This is a genomic window from Paenibacillus sp. FSL R7-0345 (genome assembly GCF_038595055.1).
Taxonomy (GTDB): Bacteria; Bacillota; Bacilli; order Paenibacillales; family Paenibacillaceae; genus Paenibacillus_AQ.
The window spans coordinates 6,826,410-6,847,409 of record NZ_CP152002.1 but is presented as its reverse complement, the minus strand read 5'-3'; the positions used below and the strand labels follow the sequence as shown (position 1 = coordinate 6,847,409).

Below are 21,000 nucleotides of genomic sequence, written 5' to 3'. Positions count from 1 at the left end.
ATGGCAGTGGAGATTAATATTTTACTGGTGGATGATGAGGCTGTTGACCTGGAGTGGCTGAGAAGGCGCGTGGCCGGAAGTGACCATCTGCCGCTGCATAGCGTAAGAACGGCAGCCAGCGGCTTTGCTGCGCTGAAGGTGATGGAGCAGCACCCTATCGATATTATACTCTCCGACATCCGGATGCCGATCATGACAGGGGTCGAATTTGCCCGCAAGGCCAAGGAGCTGAATCCGGGGGTTGAAATTGTTTTTATTAGCGGCCATCAGGATTTCAGCTATGCCAAAGAAGCGATCCAGTTGAATGCTGCTGATTATCTGCTGAAGCCCGTGGATGATGATGAGCTCAGCGGCATGCTGGGCCGGATCTGCTCCAAGATTGAGCAGGAGCGAAGACAGCATCATTCCTTGACGGAGACACTGTCACTCGTGAATCAGGAGCTGCTGCTGCGCTGGTTCAGCGAACCTGCTCCGGGGCTTGCGGAAGCGCATATCCGCAGTGTGCTCACCCCTTATCTGGAGGCTTCATCAGCGGTTGCCATTGTTGAACTGGATGATATCGCCTGGAAAATACGCGGCTGGACCGAGGAAGAACGGTCCGCCTGGAGCAGCAATGCCGGAGGGTTCATCCGGAAGTTCGCCCGGGAGCATAATCTGGGCATGGTGATTACCGGCTATGACTATCATTTTATTATTCTGGCCGCGGTTCAGGAGCAGCATTTCACTGCTCTGCTGGAGGAGCTGATCCGCTCGTTCTACCAGGAGTTTGCCTGCTCCATTACTATTGGCAGAGGGATGTATGCTGCTGAACCGGACAAGCTGCACGACTCCTACCGTCAGGCCCAGGCTGCGCTGAGCATTAAGTGGATTGTCGGCAAGAACAGGCTCATTCAAGATGCCTCGGAGTGGCATCCGAAGGAGAGAATCGCGTCCGATCTGGAGGAGATTGTCGACCGGATGCTGAAAGCGATGCTGGAATATGACCTTACTACCGTTGATGACTGCCTGCTGCAGCTGTTTGCCGGGGACAGCCCGATCTCCCAGAAAAATGATATCTACGACATCATTATCCGGATCACCTCCAAGCTGCATGCCGATCTGCGGCAGATGAACGAGCATCTGTATGAGATTCTAAACTGGGATGCCCATCAGCCTTTTGTGCTGTTTCAATTCGAGACGGTACATGACATCCTCTCTTGGCTGAGACGGAGATTCTTCGAGCTGTCGGAACGGCTATACCTGAAGCGTCAGCGCCAGAAGCGCAAGCTGATCGATGAAATTACGGAGTATGTAAAAGCAAGGCTGGACCAGAAAATCACACTGAACGAGGTAGCCGCCCACTTCGATTTCTCACCTAACTACCTGGGCCACCTGTTCAAGGTGGAAACAGACAGCCTGTTCAGCGACTATGTCGGTGAGCTGCGGATGAAGCGGGTCTGCGAGCTGCTGGAGGACCCGACCAAAAAAGTCTATGAAATTGCCGAGCAGGCCGGCTACAAAAATATCATCTACTTCAACCGGCAGTTCAAGCAGTACATGGGCATGTCACCAGGCGAGTACCGGAAGCGGAATAAAATATGATTGCAGCCTCTGTCCTGACGGGACGGGGCTGTTTTTTATATTAAATCGTTGAATTAGTATTAAGTTTAGTTGTTTCGCTGAATTATGCCGAAAGCACGCCCTGCTTATAATGTGAGATATAGAGATGAGAGGGGTGCAGAAATGAAAGGGCATACATTCTGGAGTGATTTAAAAAATTATAAGGTTATCCTGCTGATGCTGTTGCCGGCGGTTGCCTTCTTTCTCCTGTTCGCGTACATCCCGATGGCGGGTATCATCATTGCTTTTAAAAAATACGATTACGCCGGCGGTATCTTCGGCAGTGCGTGGAACGGGCTGGACAACTTCCGCTTTTTCTTCGAATCAGGCGACGCCTGGCGGGTAACGCGGAATACAGCACTTTATAACATCGCTTTTATTACGGTAAACAATGCCCTGCAGATCTTCGCTGCCATTATGCTGTTTGAGGTGGGAGGCAAATGGTTCCGCAAAATTACACAATCGGCGCTGTTCCTGCCTTACTTTATCTCCTGGGTCGTAGTTGGTGCGATTGCCTATAACCTGCTCAATTATGATATCGGTACAGTGAATGCACTGCTTAGAGGACTTGGTCTTGAGCCTGTAGATATTTATAATACGCCGGCCTACTGGCCTTATATCCTGGTTATTGTAGCAGCTTGGAAGAGTCTAGGGTACGGAACGGTAATGTATCTGGCGGCGATTTCGGGTATCGATACAGAAATGTACGAAGCGGCTGAAATTGACGGAGCTAATATTTTCCAGCGGATTATGAAAGTGACCCTGCCTAACCTGTATCCTACAGTCATTATTCTGGTGCTGCTGGCGGTCGGGAACATATTCCGCGGTGATTTCGGGATGTTCTACAATATGGTCGGTAATAACGGGCTGTTGTTCTCCGCGACGGATGTTATCGATACCTTTGTCTTCCGGTCACTGATTACTTCCAATGACATCGGAATGTCGGCTGCAGCAGGCGTGTTCCAGTCGGTGCTTGGATTCGCAACCATCATGACGGTGAACTACGCTGTCCGCAAATACGACAAAGACCGCGCCCTGTTCTAGGGACAAACAGGAAATGGAGGTAACGATATGAAGCAGCTTGACCGTAAAATTTTCTCAGCCATAGGTTATGTTTCACTGATCCTTCTCGCCGTGCTATGTATCTTCCCGTTCATTCTGGTTGTCTCCTCATCCCTGACGGAAGAGACCAAAATCGTAACGGACGGCTATCAGTTTATACCGACGGCCTTCTCCACTGAGGCTTATAGCATTCTTTTCAAATACCCTCAGGAAATGATTAATGCTTATCTGGTGACTATCGGGGTTACGGTGACCGGCACTCTGCTGGGGCTGTTCCTGACCTCGATGACCGCTTACGCGCTGTCCCGCAAGGATTTCAAATGGCGCAACAAGTTCTCGTTCTTCTTCTTCTTCACTACCCTGTTCAGCGGCGGACTCGTTCCGTGGTACCTGCTTATCGTTAACTATCTCGATATGAAGGACACACCGATGGCCCTGATTGTGCCGATGATGCTGAATGTGTTCTATATTATCGTCATGAAGTCGTTTATGAGCAGCATCCCGGAAGCCATTGTGGAATCGGCCAAAATCGACGGCGCCGGCGACTTCAAGATTTATGTCCGCCTGATTCTGCCGCTGTCCAAGCCTGCACTGGCTACGATTGGTTTGTTTCTCGCCCTGGCTTACTGGAATGACTGGTATAATGCGCTGCTGTTCATTTCCAATGAGAATCTGATGCCGCTGCAGTATTATCTATACAAAATGCTGGGCAACATGGACGGTATGCGCAAGGCGATGATGGGTGCGGGTGCTGTTGTGACCACGTCCATTCCGACCGAGAGTCTCAAAATGGCGATGACGGTTGTTGCTACTGGCCCGATCTTGCTGGCTTATCCGTTCGTGCAGCGTTATTTTGTCCAAGGCTTAACGATCGGTGCTGTCAAAGGGTGAACCCGGAGTCATCCGGTTTATCAATAGATTTCATATTCAACTACAAGGGGGAAGGCTTGAGATGCTGAAAAGAAATAGAATGATGCTGCTGGCGCTCGTATTAACCTTCGTTATGATTCTAAGTGCGTGCGGCGGCAATAATAATGCCAATGCACCGGCAGAGCCTACTAATAATGCATCAGAGGCAGGCGGTAACAGCACGGATACAGGAACTGCAACAGATCCTGCGGCTTCCGGTACCATTGATACATCCAAAGAAGTGAAGCTAAAAATGATTTTTGTCGGACCTAAGCCGGTCGATTATGACAGCGTGTTCGCCGAAATCAATAAAGTGCTGAAGGAAAAGATCAATGCCACCATCGAAGGCGAGTTCCTCGACTGGTCCGACTGGGCGCAGAAATATCCGCTGAAGCTGGCGGCGAATGAGGATTTTGACCTGATCTACTCGGCGAACTGGGCCGGTTACAATGACCAGGCGCTGAAAGGCGGCTTCCTGGAGCTGACCGATGAGCTGCTGAACAAATATATGCCGGAAACCATGAAGGCTATGCCGCAGGTAAGCTGGGATCAGGCCAAAGTGAACGGCAAGCTGTACATGGTTCCGCAGAACAGAGGGGAGTCTGTTGAGAAGCTGATTCTCTACCGTGAAGACTTGCGCAAAAAGTACAATCTGCCTGAGATTAACAGCCCTGAAACCTATGCGACTTACCTGAAAACCATTGCTGAGAAAGAAAAGGGCGTTGCCCCGTTCACTCCGGAAACCGGAGACTGGAAATATCATAACCTCGACCGTGTCCTGCTGAAGCAGCAGAATGAATGGAATATGTTCGACCTCGATCTGCCGTTCGCCTTCAAGCTGGATGATCCGACAGGTAAAGTATTCAACGTCTATGAAACTCAGGAATTCAAGGATCTGCTGGTGTACTACAAGGATCTTGCCGACAACAACGCCTGGTCCAAGAACGTGCTGAACAGCAAAAACGACCATCAGGCCGACTTCAAAGCCGGCAAAACGGCATCGATCACGCACAACAACGGTACACTGGGTGCCCTGATGGCCCTGATGCGCCAGGAGAATTCGCCTTATGAAGTAGCGCTGGCCGACATCAACCAGGGCAAGAAGAAATCGATCGCCATCTCCACGCAGAACGGTACGTCCATCCATGCGACCTCCAAAAATGTGGAGCGCTCCCTGATGATGATCGAACTGATGCAAAATGATAAACAGCTGCATGACCTGATCATGTACGGAATCAACGGCGTTCATTACGAGCCGGTTGGTGACAACAAATACAAAGCGCTTGAGAAGAACCCGAACTACACCGGCTTCTCCAACTGGAACTTCAACTCGCCGCTGAACCGCGACAACGAAGCGTTCCCGCAGGAAGCTTCCGATCTGGTAAACAGCTGGGAAGCCAGTGTATACCACTATGATCTCGAGACCTTCGTGTTCGACAACAGCAAAGTGAAGACAGAAATCGCCAACGTCGGCAACGTGATGCTGCGCTACGCTATTCCGCTGGAATACGGCGTAATCGAAGACATCGACAAAGGATTGGCTGAACTGAACAAGCAGCTGAAATCTGCGGGTCTGGATAAGATTCAAACGGAGCTGCAGGCGCAGATTGATGCGTTCCTGGCGAACAAGTAATAGTGTGTTGATAAGAGCAGGGCAGTTGTCCTCCCTTGATAGGGGGCGCTGCTCTGTTTTTTTTGTGCGGCTGGGGGGAGACAGTAGTCATAGCAGACGGAGTATAGGTAGCGCACGGGGTATCTGCGGCGGAGAGGGCATCGCTAGTGTAAGGCATCGGCGATACAGGAGACGCTCTAACGGACCCAGGAGGCGTTATTTGCTTACTTTTTGGGTTTTTAGCGCGCTAACGGACTCAGATGACGTTAGTTAGGTGAAAACGTGCTGGTGCGGGTGAATTTGGTGCAAATAACGTCGCTGGAGTCCGTTAAATTCCCGGTAGGCACAAATTACGAAAATAACGCCCGCTGAGTCCGTTAGAACTGCATTGGCCGGGAGGAGATTTTGCGATTACAATGAAATTAGTAGGTTTGGAACATTTTAGGAGTTGGAATCATTTTATTCGCTAGGGGGAGCCATGCTTAACCGACAAACCGATTACAATTTTAGAATATACTCATCTGATAGAGCGTCATACATCACATTTTATCTTGAACAGTACATACATGAACGGTTACCCAGTGTGGGTTGTAGTATTGAGGTTGTAAATAACAAGTTTACCGGCTCGAGGCATAATGTCTGGTTTGAGCTGGAGCAGCTTCAGCGTTTTGTTCATGAGCTGGAACACTTGGATACGTTAGAACATGCAGACCTAAGTGCAATGTCGCCGGAGGAGTTTAAAGTCTCGGTTAAGCGTGCGAATAAAAAAGGTGACGTTATGATCCTGCATTCTCTTACTCAGCACCAATATAGCTTAGGCTTGCCTGACATAACCCTGTCCGGCGGTTTCATGTTTGACAAGGAGTACCATATGGAATTGGTTGATGATTTCAAGAGGCTAATCTCTGTTAATAACGATACACATACACCTTAGTACGCAGACGGTCCTTACAGGTAATAACACGCACGGGCCGCCTGTCCGGCAATGCAAAACAGACACTGATGACCGTCGCACCGGGCGGCAGCTCCTGCCTGAACTTCTCCGCAAGACGCTCCATGGCTCCCGGGAACAGATAACAGAGCACAATATCGGCATCCCTATAGGAGCAGTTATAGATATCCCCGCGTTTAAAAATAATCCGCTTGCGCAGACTCTCCCGGCTTCCCTTTTCCGTCGATAAGCGGGCGTACCATACAGTGAGCAGCCTGGAGAATCCTAAAGGAATCCTTGAATTTTCGATTCCGGTAAGCCGTTTATCGGGACAATGGCGGATGACCTCCAGCCCTAGCGTTCCCCAGCCGGACCCCGCCTCGATAATATTGCCGTAGCCCCGGATCCGCTGCACCTCTGCAATCACCGCCAGCCGGACAGGCCCGGATGCAGGCATCGGCGAGATTCCATTCTTCCAGCTTAGGAGTACAATCCAGAGTACGGACAGCAGAACGGCAAACGAGACGATCCAGGGGATGATTTCAATGATAGACATGGGACTCCTTTCAGCTTGCTGCCGCAAGGTCTGTCGGTATTTAGCTCAATTATAGGATAACATATGCGAGGGCGAATACCCGGCATGCGGCTGGCTAAGTCAGTTTTAACAGCAAAATAGTTCCTCCCCCCTTTGAACCTTTTTAGCCCCAGCGGGCCAATATCCGTTGTAACACCTGAATGGAGGCCGGTCCTATGAAGGATTTAGATTTAAACCCGTGGCTTATCCGGATGAGTCAAGGGGATGAGGAAGCGTTTCAGGTTGTGTATGAAGCTACAAAAGATCATGCGTACCGGTTCATCAGCTACCTTGCGCCCCGCCAGCAGGATGCAGGAGATATTATGAGCGAGGTCTACCTTGAGCTGTACAAAAGCGTGCACACGTATGATCCGCAGCAGAATTTCCGTGCATGGTTTAGCGGCCTGATGATCAGGCAGGTGCGGAACTGGAAGCGGAGGGAGTGGCGTCTTTTTCGGATTACGGAAAAGCTGAAGCTCAGCACCGGCAGATCTGCAGACCCGGCGGCTGAGCTGAAGTTCACTGCGCTGGATGACCAGCTGGAACTGCTTCCGCTGCTCCAGACGCTGCCGCTCAAGCTCAAGGAGGTTGTCGTGCTGCGTTATTATCAGGATTGCCCGCTGACGGAAATCGCCGTGCTGCTGAAGGTTCCATTAGGCACCGTAAAATCGAGGCATCATCATGCACTGAAACAGTTACGCCGCCGGTTCGCCCAGCAGGGCTTGGAGAAGGAGGGGGATGGCTTTGTCTATTGAGCAGCAGCTGACAGAGGAATTCAAGCAGGATTCCCGGAAATGCCCTGAGGGCCTGGAGATCCGGATTAGGGCGGAATACAGGCAGCAGGTGATGCAGCAAAGGGGAGTCTCATTTATGTCCACGAAAAGAAAAATGCCCGCATATCTCTTAATCGCGCTCATTGTAGTTATGCTGTGCGGCTTTGGCTATGCCGGCAGCAGGCTGCTGTACTCCGATCATGGTAAGCTGTCCGTTAGCAACCGTACGGAGCAGCAGCTGCAGTTCAAGCAGGAGGATGTGACGAAAATCCGCGGCGAGCTGGAAAAGGTACAAGCGCAGCTAATCCCCGGGGAATCAGCCGTCGTATATCTTCGTGATTTCGACCTGACAGTTGGAGAAGCACCGATTGTCTTTGGTATCAACAACCCTGTACGGGTTCCGTTAGAAGCGTGGCGGACACTGCTGCAGAATAAGAATGTCCAGGAAAAGCTCCCGGATACCCTGCTAGGAACCTACAGCCTGCAGGAAGGGATGGAGGACTCCCCTTTTCAATTCACTTTAGGGGCAGATGCCTACCGTATTCTTGATGAGCTGAAGGCCGAAGGGAACGCGTCGGGAAATGAGGTGCTGTGGAGCCGAAGCGATGCAACAATTGATTTTATTAATACTTATACTTCGGTATACCGTAATGCATCCAATGACCCCATCTATGTAACCTGGCAGATCGCCGGGGAGGATGTGAATCCTGCTATACACCAGCTGAGCCCGCCCGGAATAACGGCTGAAGATGTCGAATTCGGCGGACTGACGGCACACTATCTCAAGAACGACCAGTCGCTGTACGGGCAGAGCAGTATCCATCAGGATGTGACCTGGGTTAGCGATGCAGGGGAAAGGTCTGTTGCCTACCATGTACAGACTGATTCTGCGGCGGTGACTAAGGATCAGCTCATTGAGGCTGCTGAGAGTTTAATACAGGAGTAATATAATAGAAGCCTGGCCCTGTATGTTGGGGTTCAGGCTTTTCAGCTTAAATATAAATAGATGTATATAAAAAAGGAGGTGCACTATGAACCAGGCAGAACAGCTTCATACTCTCGCAAGGCGTTACTGCATGGTCATGGCCGGATATTGGGGCAGAAAGTATTCACGGCTGATGAATTCCGGCGGGGACAGGACGGAGGGCGGTGACTATACGGCAGAGGCAGAGGAGCTATTCCCCCGCTATTTAGTTCTGGATGCGATCCTTGCTGAGCTTGAGCAGTATGACGGAGCAGAATTTGCCGCTGAGGAAGATGCGCATAAAAAGATTTTATCCGCTGTCTGGAATGCCCAGAGCCTGTTTACCGTGAATAAACCGGGAGTGTTCCAGCGGACTGCGGAAGCTGAGCGGCAAGCATTGGCCGGCTATTTGGAGAAAAGAGCTGCAGCAGGGATAAGTCATGTATCTCCGCTGCCGTACCGGCGAACCTTGTCGGAGATAGAGCGGACTTTACTATGGGAAGACCTGAGCGGGAGGTGGGAAATCCGTGATTTCTGGTATCCGCTGACTGAGCCTAAGCCGCCGGAAACTGAGGCTTTTATGGAAGACTATTTTGCGGCAGAGATAGGCTTCAATGCATTGAGAGCGATATTAAGTGCTCACGGGATCGGGCGGATTTTTGAGCTGCGTGAGTTCGAACATTCCCCTGAGTATCAGCTTGATGTAGAAGGATTCAACCCTGTTTACACCCTTAACGGTGAAGGCTACTGGTTTTCCGCTGAAATGGACTGGGTCATCTATGCTTCGCATGAAAATTCGATCACAATTGCAGGGGAGTGGCTGTTAGCCGAGATTAAAAAAATCTGGCCCGGCTGGGAAGAACGGCGGTGGCTGGATTGGCAGGAGCGGCAGCGGCGCGGGATCTGATAAACGGCAGGTTAGTTTTAGCGGCGGTGAGCTTATTGACACAGTAAAACAGGCAGCCTGAGCACAGCATCGGCTTTGCGGGGCTCAGGCTTTTTAACGCTACAGTGAGAAAAAAGTGCGCAACAGCCCGCGCTTCTTGGACGGGGCCTTCAGCTTCATGGAGGCAATGGGATGCATGTCCTCATAGGCGGCAGCGGCCTGTAGCCGTGGCTGCTGGATGCTTTCAATGGATGCCGCAAGCTGCTGAACCATCTGGCGCAGATCCTCAAGCTCCTGGCGCTGCTGAAGCAGCTGCACGGAGACAACCTCGTCAGCCTTCTCATCCAGCGAACGCTCAATACGGACAAGGCGGGACCATACCTCCTGCATTGGAGGCTCAGTGGCGGTCAACGACCGGATATTAGGGAGCGGCTTTGCCTGCGGCTGGTTCTCATTCAGCGGCTTATTCTCTGCCAGCGTGATGCTGTCCAGCGACTCGCCTTGCTCAAGCCGTTCTTTAACCGATTTAAGCAGGCTGACTTCCTGCGATGTGAAGATATAGTGCCCGAACCGGTCCTTGGGAAAGCTGGCCGGGAACATTGCGGCCCAGCGTTTAATTGTGGTCTGGCTGACGGACAATTGCTCTGCGACTTCCTTTGTTTTAAATATTTCCATTTCCATTCCTCCGCTTGGGTATTTGGTGATATACCTATTCGCCCTTCTGAAGCGACTCCCTGCACGGGTGACAAAGGTGGTGCCCGTTCGCTAAACAAAGTGGTAATACGAGCAAAGCCGAGACAGGCAGCGGCTTATGGTTCTACATAATGCGGCCGGATTTTGCTTTTTTCTCAATATATAGAAGACCGCAGGCGCAGGCCCGCGGTCTTCTATATAACTATAAACGGTCCTTATCCAGCAGCTCCACGAACTCAGCTACACTATTAAAAACACCGTCCGGCTCCACATCATAACGCTGACTCTGGAAAGTAGACAGCCAGCGTACACCGTAGGTACGCAGACCGGCAGCTTTGCCGGTAATGACAGCCATCCTGATCCCGCGGTCCTTCAGCAGCTGCAGCAGACCGTTAATCTCGCTGTTCCGGACTGACTCCCCATTATGGCCGGCTTCATAAATAGAGAAATAATCCTGAACAGCCTGCGGCGCAGCAGCCTTATCAGTAAAGTTAACTTCAATTATCTCCTCTTCGGTCGGGCCAAACATGGCTACCAATTCTTCGTTCGTTACCTCTCTGTTTTCGTATTGCTTAAACACAGTGCGGAAAGCTGTGAATGACAAGGGCAGCGTGTCAGCCAGCGTTCCGTCGAAATCAAACAGTACCGCTTGAATAGGCATATTAAGCAGGCTCCTTAGATCAGATAGAATGCGCATGAAATCATGACAGTCATTCTTATCATTTTACCACGCATAAACCCCGTTCATATCCAGGAACTCTCCGTTATGCCTTTTGCCGTCAATGGCGTAGCCCACAATAATCGCTGCCCCCGCTTCCTTGGATTGTCCGCCCTCGGCGTTGTGATTGAGGTCTGTTTTTGTAAACCCGGGAGTGACTGCAAAGACCTGGGCACCGCTGTCTCTAAGTTCGATAGCCATAGCGGTGGTCATCGCATTACTGGCCGTTTTGGAGGCGTTGTAGTCGAAGCAATTCAGCGGATATTCCGCATTTTGCATAAGGCTTAGTGAAGCCATGTCGGTCGAAACGTTAATAATCGTTCCTTCGTTCTGCTTAATAAGCGGAAGAAGCTGCTGGTTTAACCGGAACGTGCCGAAGAAGTTTACTTCAAAAGCCTGCCGCAAATCCTCCTCACGGGTAGTGCTGAAGGAGCTGGAGAACGCACCCGGCATCCCGGCGTTGTTGATCAGTAGCGTAAGTTCAGGGTAGCGGTCTTGAACTATGGCAGCGGCTTGCCCGATGCTTTCCAAGCTCGTCATATCCAGCTGCAAAAGCTCTACGTCAATCCCCTGGCCGGCCAACTCAGCAACTGCGGCCTCTCCCCGTTCTGCGCTGCGAGATCCGAGCACTACCTTCCATCCGGCTGCACCCAGCTGTCTGGCCGTTTCCAGTCCGATTCCTTTGTTGGCTCCTGTTACAAAAGCAGTTTTAGTCATCATCGTTCCTCTTTTCTCTAAGTAATATCTTTCAATAAACTGAAGATTACTATGCTACACTTAGTGTAGGTCAACATTAAATTTTCGGGAGGCAGGCACAATGTTAACGATCGGACAGGTTGCCAAGAAAACCGGGCTGAACATCGGAGCGATCCGCTTTTATGAGCGTAAGGGTCTGCTGGAGCCGGCAGTCAGAAATGAGCAGAACAACCGGCTGTACAGAGAGGAAGAGCTCGGCTGGCTGGAATTTCTGAAGTGTCTGCGCGAGACGGGGATGAGCATTGAGGAAATTAAGAGGTACTATGATATGGTCAAGACCGGAACGTCTACCCTGCCGGAGAGAACGAGAATGATTGAGGAGCAGAAGCAGGTATTGCTGGACGATATTCAGAAAAAGAAGGCCCAGCTTGTCCATCTTGAGCATAAACTGGAGCGTTATTACCGCGGGGAGAACTACTAATCTGACTAACGGATGCGAGCCGAGTCTCGTGCATATCAGCGATGAAGTATACGGGTTCCCTATGCGGCGGAATAGAATAGAAAAAGCCAAAAGGCCATCCCCGGCGGGATGGCCTTTCGTTTACCCTTCTTAAATAGTTATTAATGGCTATGCTCCATTGTTGCAGTTGCCGCCGCCATAGCTTTGGTCAATGTAACGGTTCCGTCAGCCGGAGTATAATTCACATCCCAGCCGAGCAGCTCGGCGATGAAACGGACAGGCACCTGCACGCGGCCGTTGTCCAGGAAGACCGGTGCGCCGATGTTCTTGCGCTCTCCGTTCAATTCCATATAAGACTGTCCGGCCCAGAATACGGCGGTGTTGTCTCCGTCCATGATCCAGAGTGTTTTCTTGGCATTATCCCAGGTAACATCGACGCCAATGGCTTCACCGAGGTAACGGAGCGGGATAAAGAGGCTGCCGTTCTTCATGACCGGGGTAACGTCCATCCGGCTGGTTGTTCCGTTAACCGTTACAGCGGTGCTGCCTTTCTTCATTGATATAGTTGTCATTTCAGCAGCGGCTGCAGTTTTTCCGTGGAACTTGTCCGGAAATTGGGCGACAATCCCGCCGGCCAGCTCGCTTGCTGTCATGAACATGTGGGAATAAGCGGTACGCTCCAGGCTGTATGCATTGGCATAATCCTTATTTACATAGCTGTTGAAGGTGTCCAGCAGATGGCCGATATGCATTTTCAGGCCTTCGGCAATTGCTGCAGTTTCAAAATAGGCAGGATTTGCACTGTTGAAGAATACTGCCTGCTTCATGCGGTAGTCCTCCAGCTGAGCAACCGCCTGCTGGCGTCCGGCTTCGTCCTTAGCGGCTGTAGCTTTTACATAATCGACGAAATATCCGATATGGGAAGACCAGATTGGCTTAAAGGCCTCACCGGCTGCTGTACCATATACGGAGGCAATCGCCGCAGACAGGTCATCGGTATTGCTGTTCAAGGCAGCTGCTGCTGCAGTGAAGTCTGGAGCGCCGTCGATGCCCTTTTGCATGGCGAGTGCAGCGAGTGTGGCATGCTCACCCAGCAGCTGTCCCATTCCTGCGCGCAGGTCAATTCCTGGCGAGGTTGTGGTAGCGGCAGGGAACTTGGCAGGGAATTGGGCCTGAATGCCGGCAGCCAGCTCGCCTGCAGTCATGAACATATGAGCGTAAGCAGTCCGTGTGTCCTTATAAGCGGTTGTATAGTCCTTGTTCACATAGCTGTTAAAGGCGTCCAGCAGGTGATTGATGTGCATTTTCAGCCCTTCTGTAATGGTAGTGGTCTCGAAGTATACAGGGTTGGCACTGTGAAAGAACTCTGCCTGCTTCATCCGGTAGTTATCCAGATCAGCAACTGCTTTTTGCCGTCCGGCTTCATCCTCGGCAGCAGTCGCTTTCACATAATCTACAAAATATCCGATATGGGAGGACCAGATCGGCTTGAACGCTTCACCGGCGGCACTGCCGTATACGGAAGCGATAGCGGCTGAGAGATCATCTGTGTTCTTGCCGAGTGCGGCTGCAGCATCATTAAAATCCGCTGCGCCGTCGTAGCCCTTTTGCATGGCAATGACGGCCAGCAGAGCATGCTCACCCAGCAGTTCACCCAGCGCAGCCTGCAGGTTAGGTGCAGCACCATTGGTATCTACTTCATGGGCGTTTGCTAGTGCAGGTACAAATAAACTCAGACAGAGCATCAGGATGGCCAGCTTACTGTGTAGCTTTTTCATTCAGTTCACTCCTTCATTCAAAGTTGAGCCGCTAATCAAAAGCGGTTATACTCAGTGGAACGTAAGTATTCTAAAGTTGGATCACTTTTAGAGAATAAAATTTTAAATATTCATCATCCAACTACGCTGGGGAAATGGGGGGTAACAATTGAGCGAAGCCGCTGACGACGTACAATTAATGAAGAGCATCAGGCAAAAGGACCCGGATGCCCTCGAAATACTCTACGACCGGTATGAGCAGATGGTTTACAGCTTTGCTTACCGGATTGTGAAGGATTCAATGGCGGCAGAGGAAGTGATGCAGGAATTATTTATGCGGATCTGGAAGAACGCGGAGCAGTATGACTCCACTAAGGGCAAGCTGTCTACCTGGATGTTTACGGTTACACGGAACATTGCGCTTGACCAGCTGCGTAAAAATAATACACGGCCGCCGCAGCAATCCGCCGATGCTGAGGAAGTGCAGCAGCTCCGTGATACCGGAGTGATGACGGAGGAAATGGTAGAAATGCTGATGGCAGGGGAGCTGGTCAGAGAAGCCCTGCTTGAACTGAGCAGGGACCAGCAGCAGGTAGTGGATCTGATCTATTATCAGGGCCTTACGCAGCAGGAGGTAGCTTATCACGTGGCTGTTCCGCTGGGTACGGTTAAGAGCAGGGTGAGGCTGGCCATGAAGCAGCTGCAGAAACGGTTAATCCACTGGGGAAGGAGGGATCAGGCTCATGACTGAGGAGAATACAGATTTGTGTGAATGGGCTGAATTATATGCACTTGGTGCACTGCAGGACGATGAAATGGAGCAGTTCGGGGTTCATTTACAGGAATGCCCTGAATGCGAGAAGCTGGTAAAAGAATACCGCCAGGTAATTGAGCTGCTCCCTCTTGCCTCTGAGCCTGCGGAACCGCCGACAGGCATGAAGAAGCGCATTTTATCCCGGGTATTGGAGGCCGAGGCTCCCGCTCAGAAGGTTCAAAAGCCTGTAGGCGAGGTGCCTGCGGCGATTCCGGTCCGGGAGGAGCAGGAAAGTGAAGTGAAGGCTGTACCGGTTCCCTCCAAGAAGCCGGTGCTGCGGTATCTGAGTGCAGGGCTTGCTGCAGCAGTTGTTGTTTTGCTTATCTATACAAGCCAGCTGCGCCAGGATATCGATCAGCTGCAGCGCCAGGCGGCAGTCAGCTCAGGACCGCTGCAGGAACTTAAAGTGGAGGAGTCGGTTGTACTGAGTCCGGCAGCAGTTGAATCTGCAACCAAAGGTTTGGCAACCATCACTTCCGACAGCAGCGGTACGCATCTCGTTGTCCAGGCCGAAGGGCTGCCGGAGCTTACCGGTACTGAGGTCTACCAGGTTTGGCTGATTAAAGGGGATACTCCGCAGAATGCGGGCACCTTCTTATCACAGGGCGGCAACGGGGCGCTGTATTACACCTTTGATCCGCAGCAATATGATACTGTTGCCATTACACTGGAGCCGGACAGCGGCGGAGAAGCACCCAGAGGGCAGATTGTACTGGCGGCACCAATCAAGCAAGGATAGTTGATCTTGGGAGAAAGCCGGGAGGAGCATAACAATGAGAATGAACGGGAAGCTGCAGGCCGCAGCGTTGTCTGAGGTTGCACATCTCAAGGTTCATGGCAGAACAACGGGGAGCGTTGCTCCCCTGACGCTGTTCTGGACAGGCAGCGCGCTTGAATTCAATATCAGGGGATCAGAGCTGTGGATCGAGGCAGAAGCTGATTACGACACGTATGAGCCGTGGATCAGCATCGTCATCAACGGTGTTCCTGTCAGCAGACAGATGGTAACCGCAGGCAGACACTGGATCTGCGTCTTCAGAGGCATGAATGAACAGGCAGTGAAGAACGTAAAGATCGTTAAGGAGCTGCAGGCAATGAGCGATGACCCGGGCTGTCTGCTGCAGATCCATGCAGTGAGGTGTGACGGGGAGTTTCTGCCGGTGGCAGATAAACCGCTGAAGCTGGAATTCATCGGGGACAGCATTACTTCGGGTGAAGGCGTCGTCGGCGCCCAGGCCGAAGAAGACTGGATTCCGATGTGGTTCAGCGCAACCGGCAATTATACCGCTATGACGGCCGGGGCGCTGGACGCGGACTACCGGGTCATTTCCCAGAGCGGCTGGGGAGTACTGACCAGCTGGGACAATAATCCCGGACGTAATATCCCTATGTATTACAGCCAGGTGTGCGGCCTGCTTGGCGGTCAGCGCAATGAAGCACTCGGAGCGCTGGAGGCCAATGATTTTGCGGCCTGGCAGCCGGATGCAGTGGTCATTAATCTGGGTACCAACGACGGCGGCGCGTTTTACTCGCCTGACTGGAAGGACCCGGTAAGCGGCAAAATCTATAAACAGCGGCTGAACGAAGACGGCTCCTTTAATGAGTGCGATCTGGAGGCTTTTGAGCAGGCAGCAGAAGATTTTCTGGTGAAGCTCAGACACCACAATCCGCAGGCGCATCTGGTCTGGGCCTATGGAATGCTGGGCGTTCCGATGATGCCGGCGATCCGCCGCGCGGTGGACAGCTATGTAAGCAAGTCGGAAGACAAGAGGGTCTCTGTCTGCGAGCTGCCCAATATGACACCGGAAAGTGCCGGGGCACGAAGCCATCCGGGCATATCAGCCCACGAGCAGGCAGCCGGTACGTTAAGCAGCTATCTGAAGGAACTGCTGCAAACAAGGGTTATAAATTAAGAGGCATGCCATATATTAAAAAAAACGGCTGGACGGAGTATCATTCCGTCCAGCCGTTTTCTGTTACGCGTACTTGTTGATCGTGTTAAGCAGCTGATTGGCAATATGGCCGGTGCCTGCTTCCAGGTGGGTACGGTCCAGGCGCAGCCTGACAAATTTCTCGTCGGCATCAAGCGCTTCGGCCAGCAGCCCGGATAAGCCGCGGGCCTTGCGGTCAATCTGCAGCAGCAGCTCAACGCCCTCCTCATGCGGGTAAAACATAATCTCCAGCTCATCCAGCCGGCCGCGGAACTGGCTGGAAGGCTGAAATTCAAATTCCTGGACGAAGGGGAGCCCATTTCTTTGGCCGTAATGAGGAGCATATTCACAGCTGACCTCGCGGAGCCGGAAGCCGAGCTGGGCCGCGGCATCCAGAACAATTGCCGAGTGCGGATGAGGCAGCACCTTGAGGTAGTCCTCGTCCTTCGGGTCCAGTGCTTCTTTGATATCAAGTCCGGTATGAATCCATACAGGCGTTCTGCCCATCGTTACAGGAGTGATTGCGGGAAGCTGAAAGGATACGGGAAACTCATAGACCTTTTCTGCCTCTACGGTGAACCCGGAAGCCAGCAGGAATCTGGCAATCGTCGCCTCTGCTTCGCTCTTGGAATTATCATTTTCCTTCACGTAGCGTGTCTTGACGAAGGCATAAACATCGTCAACCTTCTGATCCACACGGCCGCCCTGAATGCGGACAATCCCGCTGAGTGTATCACCGGCTTTTACTGCATCCTGGTGAAGCATGAGGTTCACTTCAGCGGCACCGATTCCGGCGCTTGCGAGCATTCTTTTGAACATGGACATTGCTGTGAATCTCCTCCTTATCGGTAATAACTCTGATACGGAGGTATCCTCTGCCGGGTTTCAGCCGTTTATCTAAAATTTCAATTAATTAAGACAGCTGCACATAAAACGTAGTTGATTCCCCGACCGTGCTTTTGGCATACAGCTTGCCCTTATGCTGCTGCTCGACGATCGACTTCGCGATTGCGAGTCCAAGGCCGTAGCCGCCCTGCTTGCGGGCGCGGGAGGTATCGGTGCGGTAGAACCGGTCGAAGATCCGGGTCAGATGCTCGGCGGCGATGCCCTCGCCGGTATTGGTGACGGACAGCAGCACGTCGTTATGCTGCTTGCGCAGAGACAGGGTCACCTCACCCTTCGGCCCGGTGTACTTGACGGCATTGTCCAGCAGAATCATGACGACCTGCTTGATCTGCTCGCTGTTGCCGTGCACGGTCAGATTAGGCTCGATGTCATACTCCAGCGCCACATTTTTCTCGAAGATGACGGCTTCCATCGTCAGGATGATATTTTCCACCGCTTCGCTGATGTTGAAGGGGGCATGAATCATCCCGGTGCGGGAGTCATCCATTTCCGTCAGGTAGAGCAGATCATTCGTCAGCTTGGCCATCCGCTCTGTCTCCGATTTGATATAGTGCAGCCATTTGGACTGCTCCAGAATAGTATCTTCGGGATTAGAGAGCAGCACATCCGTATTCGTATTAATGATGGCCAGCGGCGTTTTCAGCTCATGCGAGGCATCGGCGATGAACTGCTTCTGCTTGTCGAAGGCTTCCTGTACCGGCTTGATCGAGCGGTTTGCAAAATACCGGCTGATAAAGAAGAGGATGATCAGCATGATGATACCGACAACAGTAAAGATATAGATCAGGTTTGTGAGAATCTTTTGCTGGGAGGTAATGTCCAGGAAGACCAGCATATGCCCGTCAGCAGTCTGCTTGACTTCAAAAGCCCAGAGGCTGCCGTCCAGCTCGAATCTTCCGGTCGTTTTGTCCGTACCGGCGGCTTCATGCAGCGCCTGGGCATAGAATTCATCATCCATGCTGAGCTGTGAGACTGGCGTACCGGTCTGCTTCCAGTCATTATCCGTCTGAATCATGAAAGAGATCGAGCGCTCCGGAGGCGGACTTCCGCCCATTCGCCCGAAGGTGCCGCCGCCAATATCCTGGCGCTGTGTTCCATTGTCTATGGCACTTTCCGGCGCGCTGCCGATGCCTTCGCCCAGTCCGTCGTCCATCCCGCCGCGGTGCTCGCCGCTGCCCGGCTTCTGGAAAGCCTCGGTAATCCGCTGCAGATCCATACGGATATCATTCTGAACATTCAAGTAGTTAATAATATATATAGTAGCGAAGGCAACCAGCATCATTACAGAAATGGTCACCAGGTTGACGATCAGGAAGCGGTTTCTGAGCTTTTTGAACATCAGGCGTTCACCTCTAATACATAGCCCACATTACGGATTGTGCTGATGCGTGTGGAAGCGCCGAGGAACGTAAGCTTTTTACGCAGAAAAGAAATATAGACCTCCACGTTGTTATGCTCAGCCTCAGAGTCAAAGCCCCACAGCTTCTCAATAATCTGCTCCTTCGAGGTGACGGACTGCTTGCGGACCATCAGCAGCTCCAGCAGCTCGCTTTCCTTCAGATTCAGCTTCATTTCCTTGCCGCCCACCATCAGCTTCAGGTTCGTCGTATTCAGCTCCAGATCCCCGTATTTCAGCGCATCATCCGGCAGCACCTCGCCTTTGCGGCGCAGCACCGCCCGGATTCTCGCCAGCAGCTCCTCCGATGAAAACGGCTTGGCAATATAGTCATCAGCCCCGTAGTCGAGCCCTGTCACCATGTCGGTTGTATCGCCTTTGGCGGTCAGGAAGATGACGGGGGTTGGAATGCTTTTTTTGCGCAAGGCCCGCAGCAGGCTGATTCCATCCATTTCCGGCATCATAATATCGAGCAGCAGCAGATCATAAATCCCGCTCAGTGCGTAATCGAGCCCCGTTCTGCCGTCATGCACGGCGTCTGCGGAATAGTTATGCTTTTTCAGGATTTGGGTCACGGCCTCGGCCAGATGCACCTCATCCTCCACAATTAATATTCTCATAGGTCTATCATCCCCTGGTTAGCTAGTGTCTGTTGTAACTTACGCCATTATAGCAAGATTACCTTTAACCAACCTTAACCGTGAAGGCGAAATTTAAAGCTTCTACTATAGACGGGAGGTGTTTTTGCCGCGCCGGAACCTTTGTAAAGCCAGTGTAAAAAAATAAACGCAGTGTAAAATCCATTTAAGATTCATTAAAGGTTCGCCAGCTAAGATACATTCATAGGCAAGCGAGACACACGAAACACTTCACTAAGAAAGGATCTGATACCAATGGCTATCGAGGTTTTTAACCGCTACGAAAACAAATACCTGTTCGATCATGCAGCCTATCTGAAGCTCTATAACGAACTGCTCGAATATATGGAACCGGATGATTACAACAAACAGCACGAGTTTTATTCCATTACTAATCTGTACTACGACACACCGAGCAATACGCTGATCCGCAACAGCCTGTCCAAGCCGAAATACAAAGAGAAGCTCCGCCTGCGGGCTTACGGTGTTCCGAATGGTGACTCCAAGGTCTATCTGGAGATCAAGAAGAAGGTCTTCGGCCTGGTCAATAAAAGAAGAACCTCGCTCAAGCTGCACGAAGCTTACGATTTTGTCCGCACAGGGATCGCACCTGAATACAAAGACTATATGAACAAGCAGGTGGTCGAGGAAATCAAATACTTCCTGAGCTGCTACGATTTGAAGCCGATGGTGTATCTGTCCTATGACCGCAAAGCGCTGTTCTGCAAAAATAACCGCGATCTGCGCATCACCTTTGATACGAATATCAGAAGCCGGCGCTGTGATCTGAAAATGGAGCATGGCACCTATGGCGAACAGCTGATGGAGCCGGGCCAGTGGCTGATGGAGGTCAAAGCCGAGAAGACCATTCCGGTCTGGCTGTCCAAAATGCTCTCCGAGCACCAGATGTACCGCACCAGCTTCTCCAAATACGGCAACGAATATAAAAAAATGCTGAGAAACAGCAAAGTAGAAAGCGAGAGTGTCCTGTATGCTTGATTCCATCTTCACCGCCGTCTCTGACAGTACGGCTTTAACCTTTGGCAACGCGGTCTTGACGATTCTGATTTCCCTGGCGCTGGGTGCGCTGATCAGCTTCACTTATATGAAAACAAGCCCGGCCGGCTATTCGCAAAGCTTCACGCTCACCATGGTGCTGCTGCCGGTCATTGTAGCCATCATCATTCTCTTGATCGGCAGCAACGTTGCCAGAGCCTTCAGCCTGGCCGGAGCATTCTCGATTATCCGCTTCAGAAGTGCCCCCGGCGATCCTAAAGATATCACCTTTGTCCTGTTCACTATGGCATCCGGTCTGGCCTGCGGCGTCGGCGCTTACGGCTACGCGGTCCTGTTCACCGTCATTCTCTGCATTATCATGGTTGTGCTGAACCGTACCGGCTTTGGCGTAAGAAAATCAGTACAGAAGACGCTTAAAGTTACTATTCCCGAAAACCTGGGCTACGAAGAAGCCTTTGCTGAAGTATTCAATAAGTTCAATGTCGCTTATGAGCTAAAAAAAATCAGAACCACCGAGCTCGGCAGCCTGTACGAGCTGGTATACAGCGTTACCCTGAATGAGCAGACCAGCCAGAAGGAATTCCTTGACGCCATCCGCACCCGGAACGGCAATCTGGATCTGTCGCTGACCATGAGTCCTACTACCACGGAATACTAAAACGAG

Annotated in this window: 22 protein-coding genes; 14 read left to right on the top strand and 8 right to left on the bottom strand. The window is 51.7% G+C overall.

Features of this window, described 5'->3' with window-relative positions:
- The 5 genes from NST84_RS29660 (at position 1) to NST84_RS29640 (ending at position 6,116) form a co-directional block, all read left to right on the top strand.
- Positions 1–1,581 (top strand): response regulator, encoded by a 1,581-nt coding sequence (locus tag NST84_RS29660; protein ID WP_342563589.1) that lies wholly within the window; start codon positions 1–3, stop codon positions 1,579–1,581.
- Between the two features lie 141 nt (positions 1,582–1,722).
- On the top strand, positions 1,723–2,643 hold the full coding sequence (locus tag NST84_RS29655; protein ID WP_042181735.1) for an ABC transporter permease subunit: 921 nt from the start codon (positions 1,723–1,725) through the stop codon (positions 2,641–2,643).
- 27 nt (positions 2,644–2,670) lie between these two features.
- Positions 2,671–3,552, top strand: a complete 882-nt coding sequence (locus NST84_RS29650) for a carbohydrate ABC transporter permease (RefSeq protein ID WP_342563588.1) — start codon at positions 2,671–2,673, stop codon at positions 3,550–3,552.
- Positions 3,553–3,613: 61 nt separating this feature from the next.
- Positions 3,614–5,203, top strand: coding sequence for an ABC transporter substrate-binding protein (locus NST84_RS29645; RefSeq protein WP_342563587.1), 1,590 nt, complete (start codon positions 3,614–3,616; stop codon positions 5,201–5,203).
- Positions 5,204–5,765: 562 nt separating this feature from the next.
- A complete protein-coding gene (locus tag NST84_RS29640) occupies positions 5,766–6,116 on the top strand; it encodes a hypothetical protein (RefSeq protein WP_342563586.1) in 351 nt (116 codons plus the stop codon).
- Here the strand turns inward: NST84_RS29640 and NST84_RS29635 are convergent.
- Positions 6,091–6,669 (bottom strand): class I SAM-dependent methyltransferase, encoded by a 579-nt coding sequence (locus NST84_RS29635; RefSeq protein ID WP_342563585.1) that lies wholly within the window; start codon positions 6,667–6,669, stop codon positions 6,091–6,093. The genes NST84_RS29640 and NST84_RS29635 overlap by 26 nt on opposite strands.
- Before the next feature lie 194 nt (positions 6,670–6,863).
- Between NST84_RS29635 and NST84_RS29630 the strand changes: the two genes are divergently transcribed.
- The 3 genes from NST84_RS29630 to NST84_RS29620 all read left to right on the top strand — a co-directional run bounded on the left by NST84_RS29630 (position 6,864) and on the right by NST84_RS29620 (position 9,331).
- Complete coding sequence (locus tag NST84_RS29630; protein WP_342563584.1) at positions 6,864–7,442, top strand: sigma-70 family RNA polymerase sigma factor; 579 nt, start codon at positions 6,864–6,866, stop codon at positions 7,440–7,442.
- Complete coding sequence (locus tag NST84_RS29625) at positions 7,432–8,406, top strand: hypothetical protein (protein WP_342563583.1); 975 nt, start codon at positions 7,432–7,434, stop codon at positions 8,404–8,406. The genes NST84_RS29630 and NST84_RS29625 overlap by 11 nt, the downstream gene beginning before the upstream one ends.
- A gap of 85 nt (positions 8,407–8,491) precedes the next feature.
- Positions 8,492–9,331 (top strand): hypothetical protein, encoded by an 840-nt coding sequence (locus NST84_RS29620; protein WP_342563582.1) that lies wholly within the window; start codon positions 8,492–8,494, stop codon positions 9,329–9,331.
- Positions 9,332–9,430: 99 nt separating this feature from the next.
- On the opposite strand, the gene NST84_RS29615 is transcribed toward NST84_RS29620, so the two are convergent.
- The 3 genes from NST84_RS29615 to NST84_RS29605 all read right to left on the bottom strand — a co-directional run bounded on the left by NST84_RS29615 (position 9,431) and on the right by NST84_RS29605 (position 11,438).
- Complete coding sequence (locus tag NST84_RS29615; RefSeq protein ID WP_342563581.1) at positions 9,431–9,985, bottom strand: MerR family transcriptional regulator; 555 nt, start codon at positions 9,983–9,985, stop codon at positions 9,431–9,433.
- Between the two features lie 220 nt (positions 9,986–10,205).
- Complete coding sequence (locus NST84_RS29610) at positions 10,206–10,664, bottom strand: HAD hydrolase-like protein (RefSeq protein WP_342563580.1); 459 nt, start codon at positions 10,662–10,664, stop codon at positions 10,206–10,208.
- 63 nt (positions 10,665–10,727) lie between these two features.
- A complete protein-coding gene (locus NST84_RS29605; protein ID WP_342563579.1) occupies positions 10,728–11,438 on the bottom strand; it encodes an SDR family NAD(P)-dependent oxidoreductase in 711 nt (236 codons plus the stop codon).
- A gap of 100 nt (positions 11,439–11,538) precedes the next feature.
- Between NST84_RS29605 and NST84_RS29600 the strand changes: the two genes are divergently transcribed.
- Complete coding sequence (locus NST84_RS29600) at positions 11,539–11,898, top strand: MerR family transcriptional regulator (RefSeq protein WP_342563578.1); 360 nt, start codon at positions 11,539–11,541, stop codon at positions 11,896–11,898.
- Positions 11,899–12,038: 140 nt separating this feature from the next.
- Here the strand turns inward: NST84_RS29600 and NST84_RS29595 are convergent, their stop codons facing one another.
- Positions 12,039–13,655 (bottom strand): copper amine oxidase N-terminal domain-containing protein, encoded by a 1,617-nt coding sequence (locus NST84_RS29595; protein ID WP_342563577.1) that lies wholly within the window; start codon positions 13,653–13,655, stop codon positions 12,039–12,041.
- Between the two features lie 148 nt (positions 13,656–13,803).
- Between NST84_RS29595 and NST84_RS29590 the strand changes: the two genes are divergently transcribed.
- From NST84_RS29590 to NST84_RS29580, 3 genes are read left to right on the top strand one after another with little or no spacing between them, the layout of a single operon-like run.
- Positions 13,804–14,385 (top strand): sigma-70 family RNA polymerase sigma factor, encoded by a 582-nt coding sequence (locus NST84_RS29590; RefSeq protein ID WP_342563576.1) that lies wholly within the window; start codon positions 13,804–13,806, stop codon positions 14,383–14,385.
- Complete coding sequence (locus tag NST84_RS29585) at positions 14,378–15,187, top strand: anti-sigma factor (RefSeq protein WP_342563575.1); 810 nt, start codon at positions 14,378–14,380, stop codon at positions 15,185–15,187. The genes NST84_RS29590 and NST84_RS29585 overlap by 8 nt, the downstream gene beginning before the upstream one ends.
- A gap of 34 nt (positions 15,188–15,221) precedes the next feature.
- Positions 15,222–16,361 (top strand): GDSL-type esterase/lipase family protein, encoded by a 1,140-nt coding sequence (locus tag NST84_RS29580; RefSeq protein ID WP_342563574.1) that lies wholly within the window; start codon positions 15,222–15,224, stop codon positions 16,359–16,361.
- A 63-nt stretch (positions 16,362–16,424) separates the two neighbouring features.
- Here the strand turns inward: NST84_RS29580 and NST84_RS29575 are convergent, their stop codons facing one another.
- The 3 genes from NST84_RS29575 to NST84_RS29565 all read right to left on the bottom strand — a co-directional run bounded on the left by NST84_RS29575 (position 16,425) and on the right by NST84_RS29565 (position 19,301).
- Positions 16,425–17,204 (bottom strand): sporulation protein, encoded by a 780-nt coding sequence (locus NST84_RS29575; RefSeq protein WP_342563573.1) that lies wholly within the window; start codon positions 17,202–17,204, stop codon positions 16,425–16,427.
- Between the two features lie 88 nt (positions 17,205–17,292).
- Positions 17,293–18,624, bottom strand: coding sequence for a HAMP domain-containing sensor histidine kinase (locus tag NST84_RS29570; RefSeq protein ID WP_342563572.1), 1,332 nt, complete (start codon positions 18,622–18,624; stop codon positions 17,293–17,295).
- Positions 18,624–19,301: a response regulator transcription factor gene (locus NST84_RS29565; protein WP_277467966.1), complete on the bottom strand. Its 678-nt coding sequence runs from the start codon at positions 19,299–19,301 to the stop codon at positions 18,624–18,626. The genes NST84_RS29570 and NST84_RS29565 overlap by 1 nt, the downstream gene beginning before the upstream one ends.
- Before the next feature lie 273 nt (positions 19,302–19,574).
- Between NST84_RS29565 and NST84_RS29560 the strand changes: the two genes are divergently transcribed.
- Both NST84_RS29560 and NST84_RS29555 read left to right on the top strand, forming a co-directional pair.
- Positions 19,575–20,318, top strand: a complete 744-nt coding sequence (locus tag NST84_RS29560) for a polyphosphate polymerase domain-containing protein (RefSeq protein ID WP_342563571.1) — start codon at positions 19,575–19,577, stop codon at positions 20,316–20,318.
- A complete protein-coding gene (locus tag NST84_RS29555; protein WP_342563570.1) occupies positions 20,311–20,994 on the top strand; it encodes a DUF4956 domain-containing protein in 684 nt (227 codons plus the stop codon). Before NST84_RS29560 ends, NST84_RS29555 begins: the two co-directional genes overlap by 8 nt.
- The last annotated feature ends 6 nt before the right edge of the window (positions 20,995–21,000 follow it).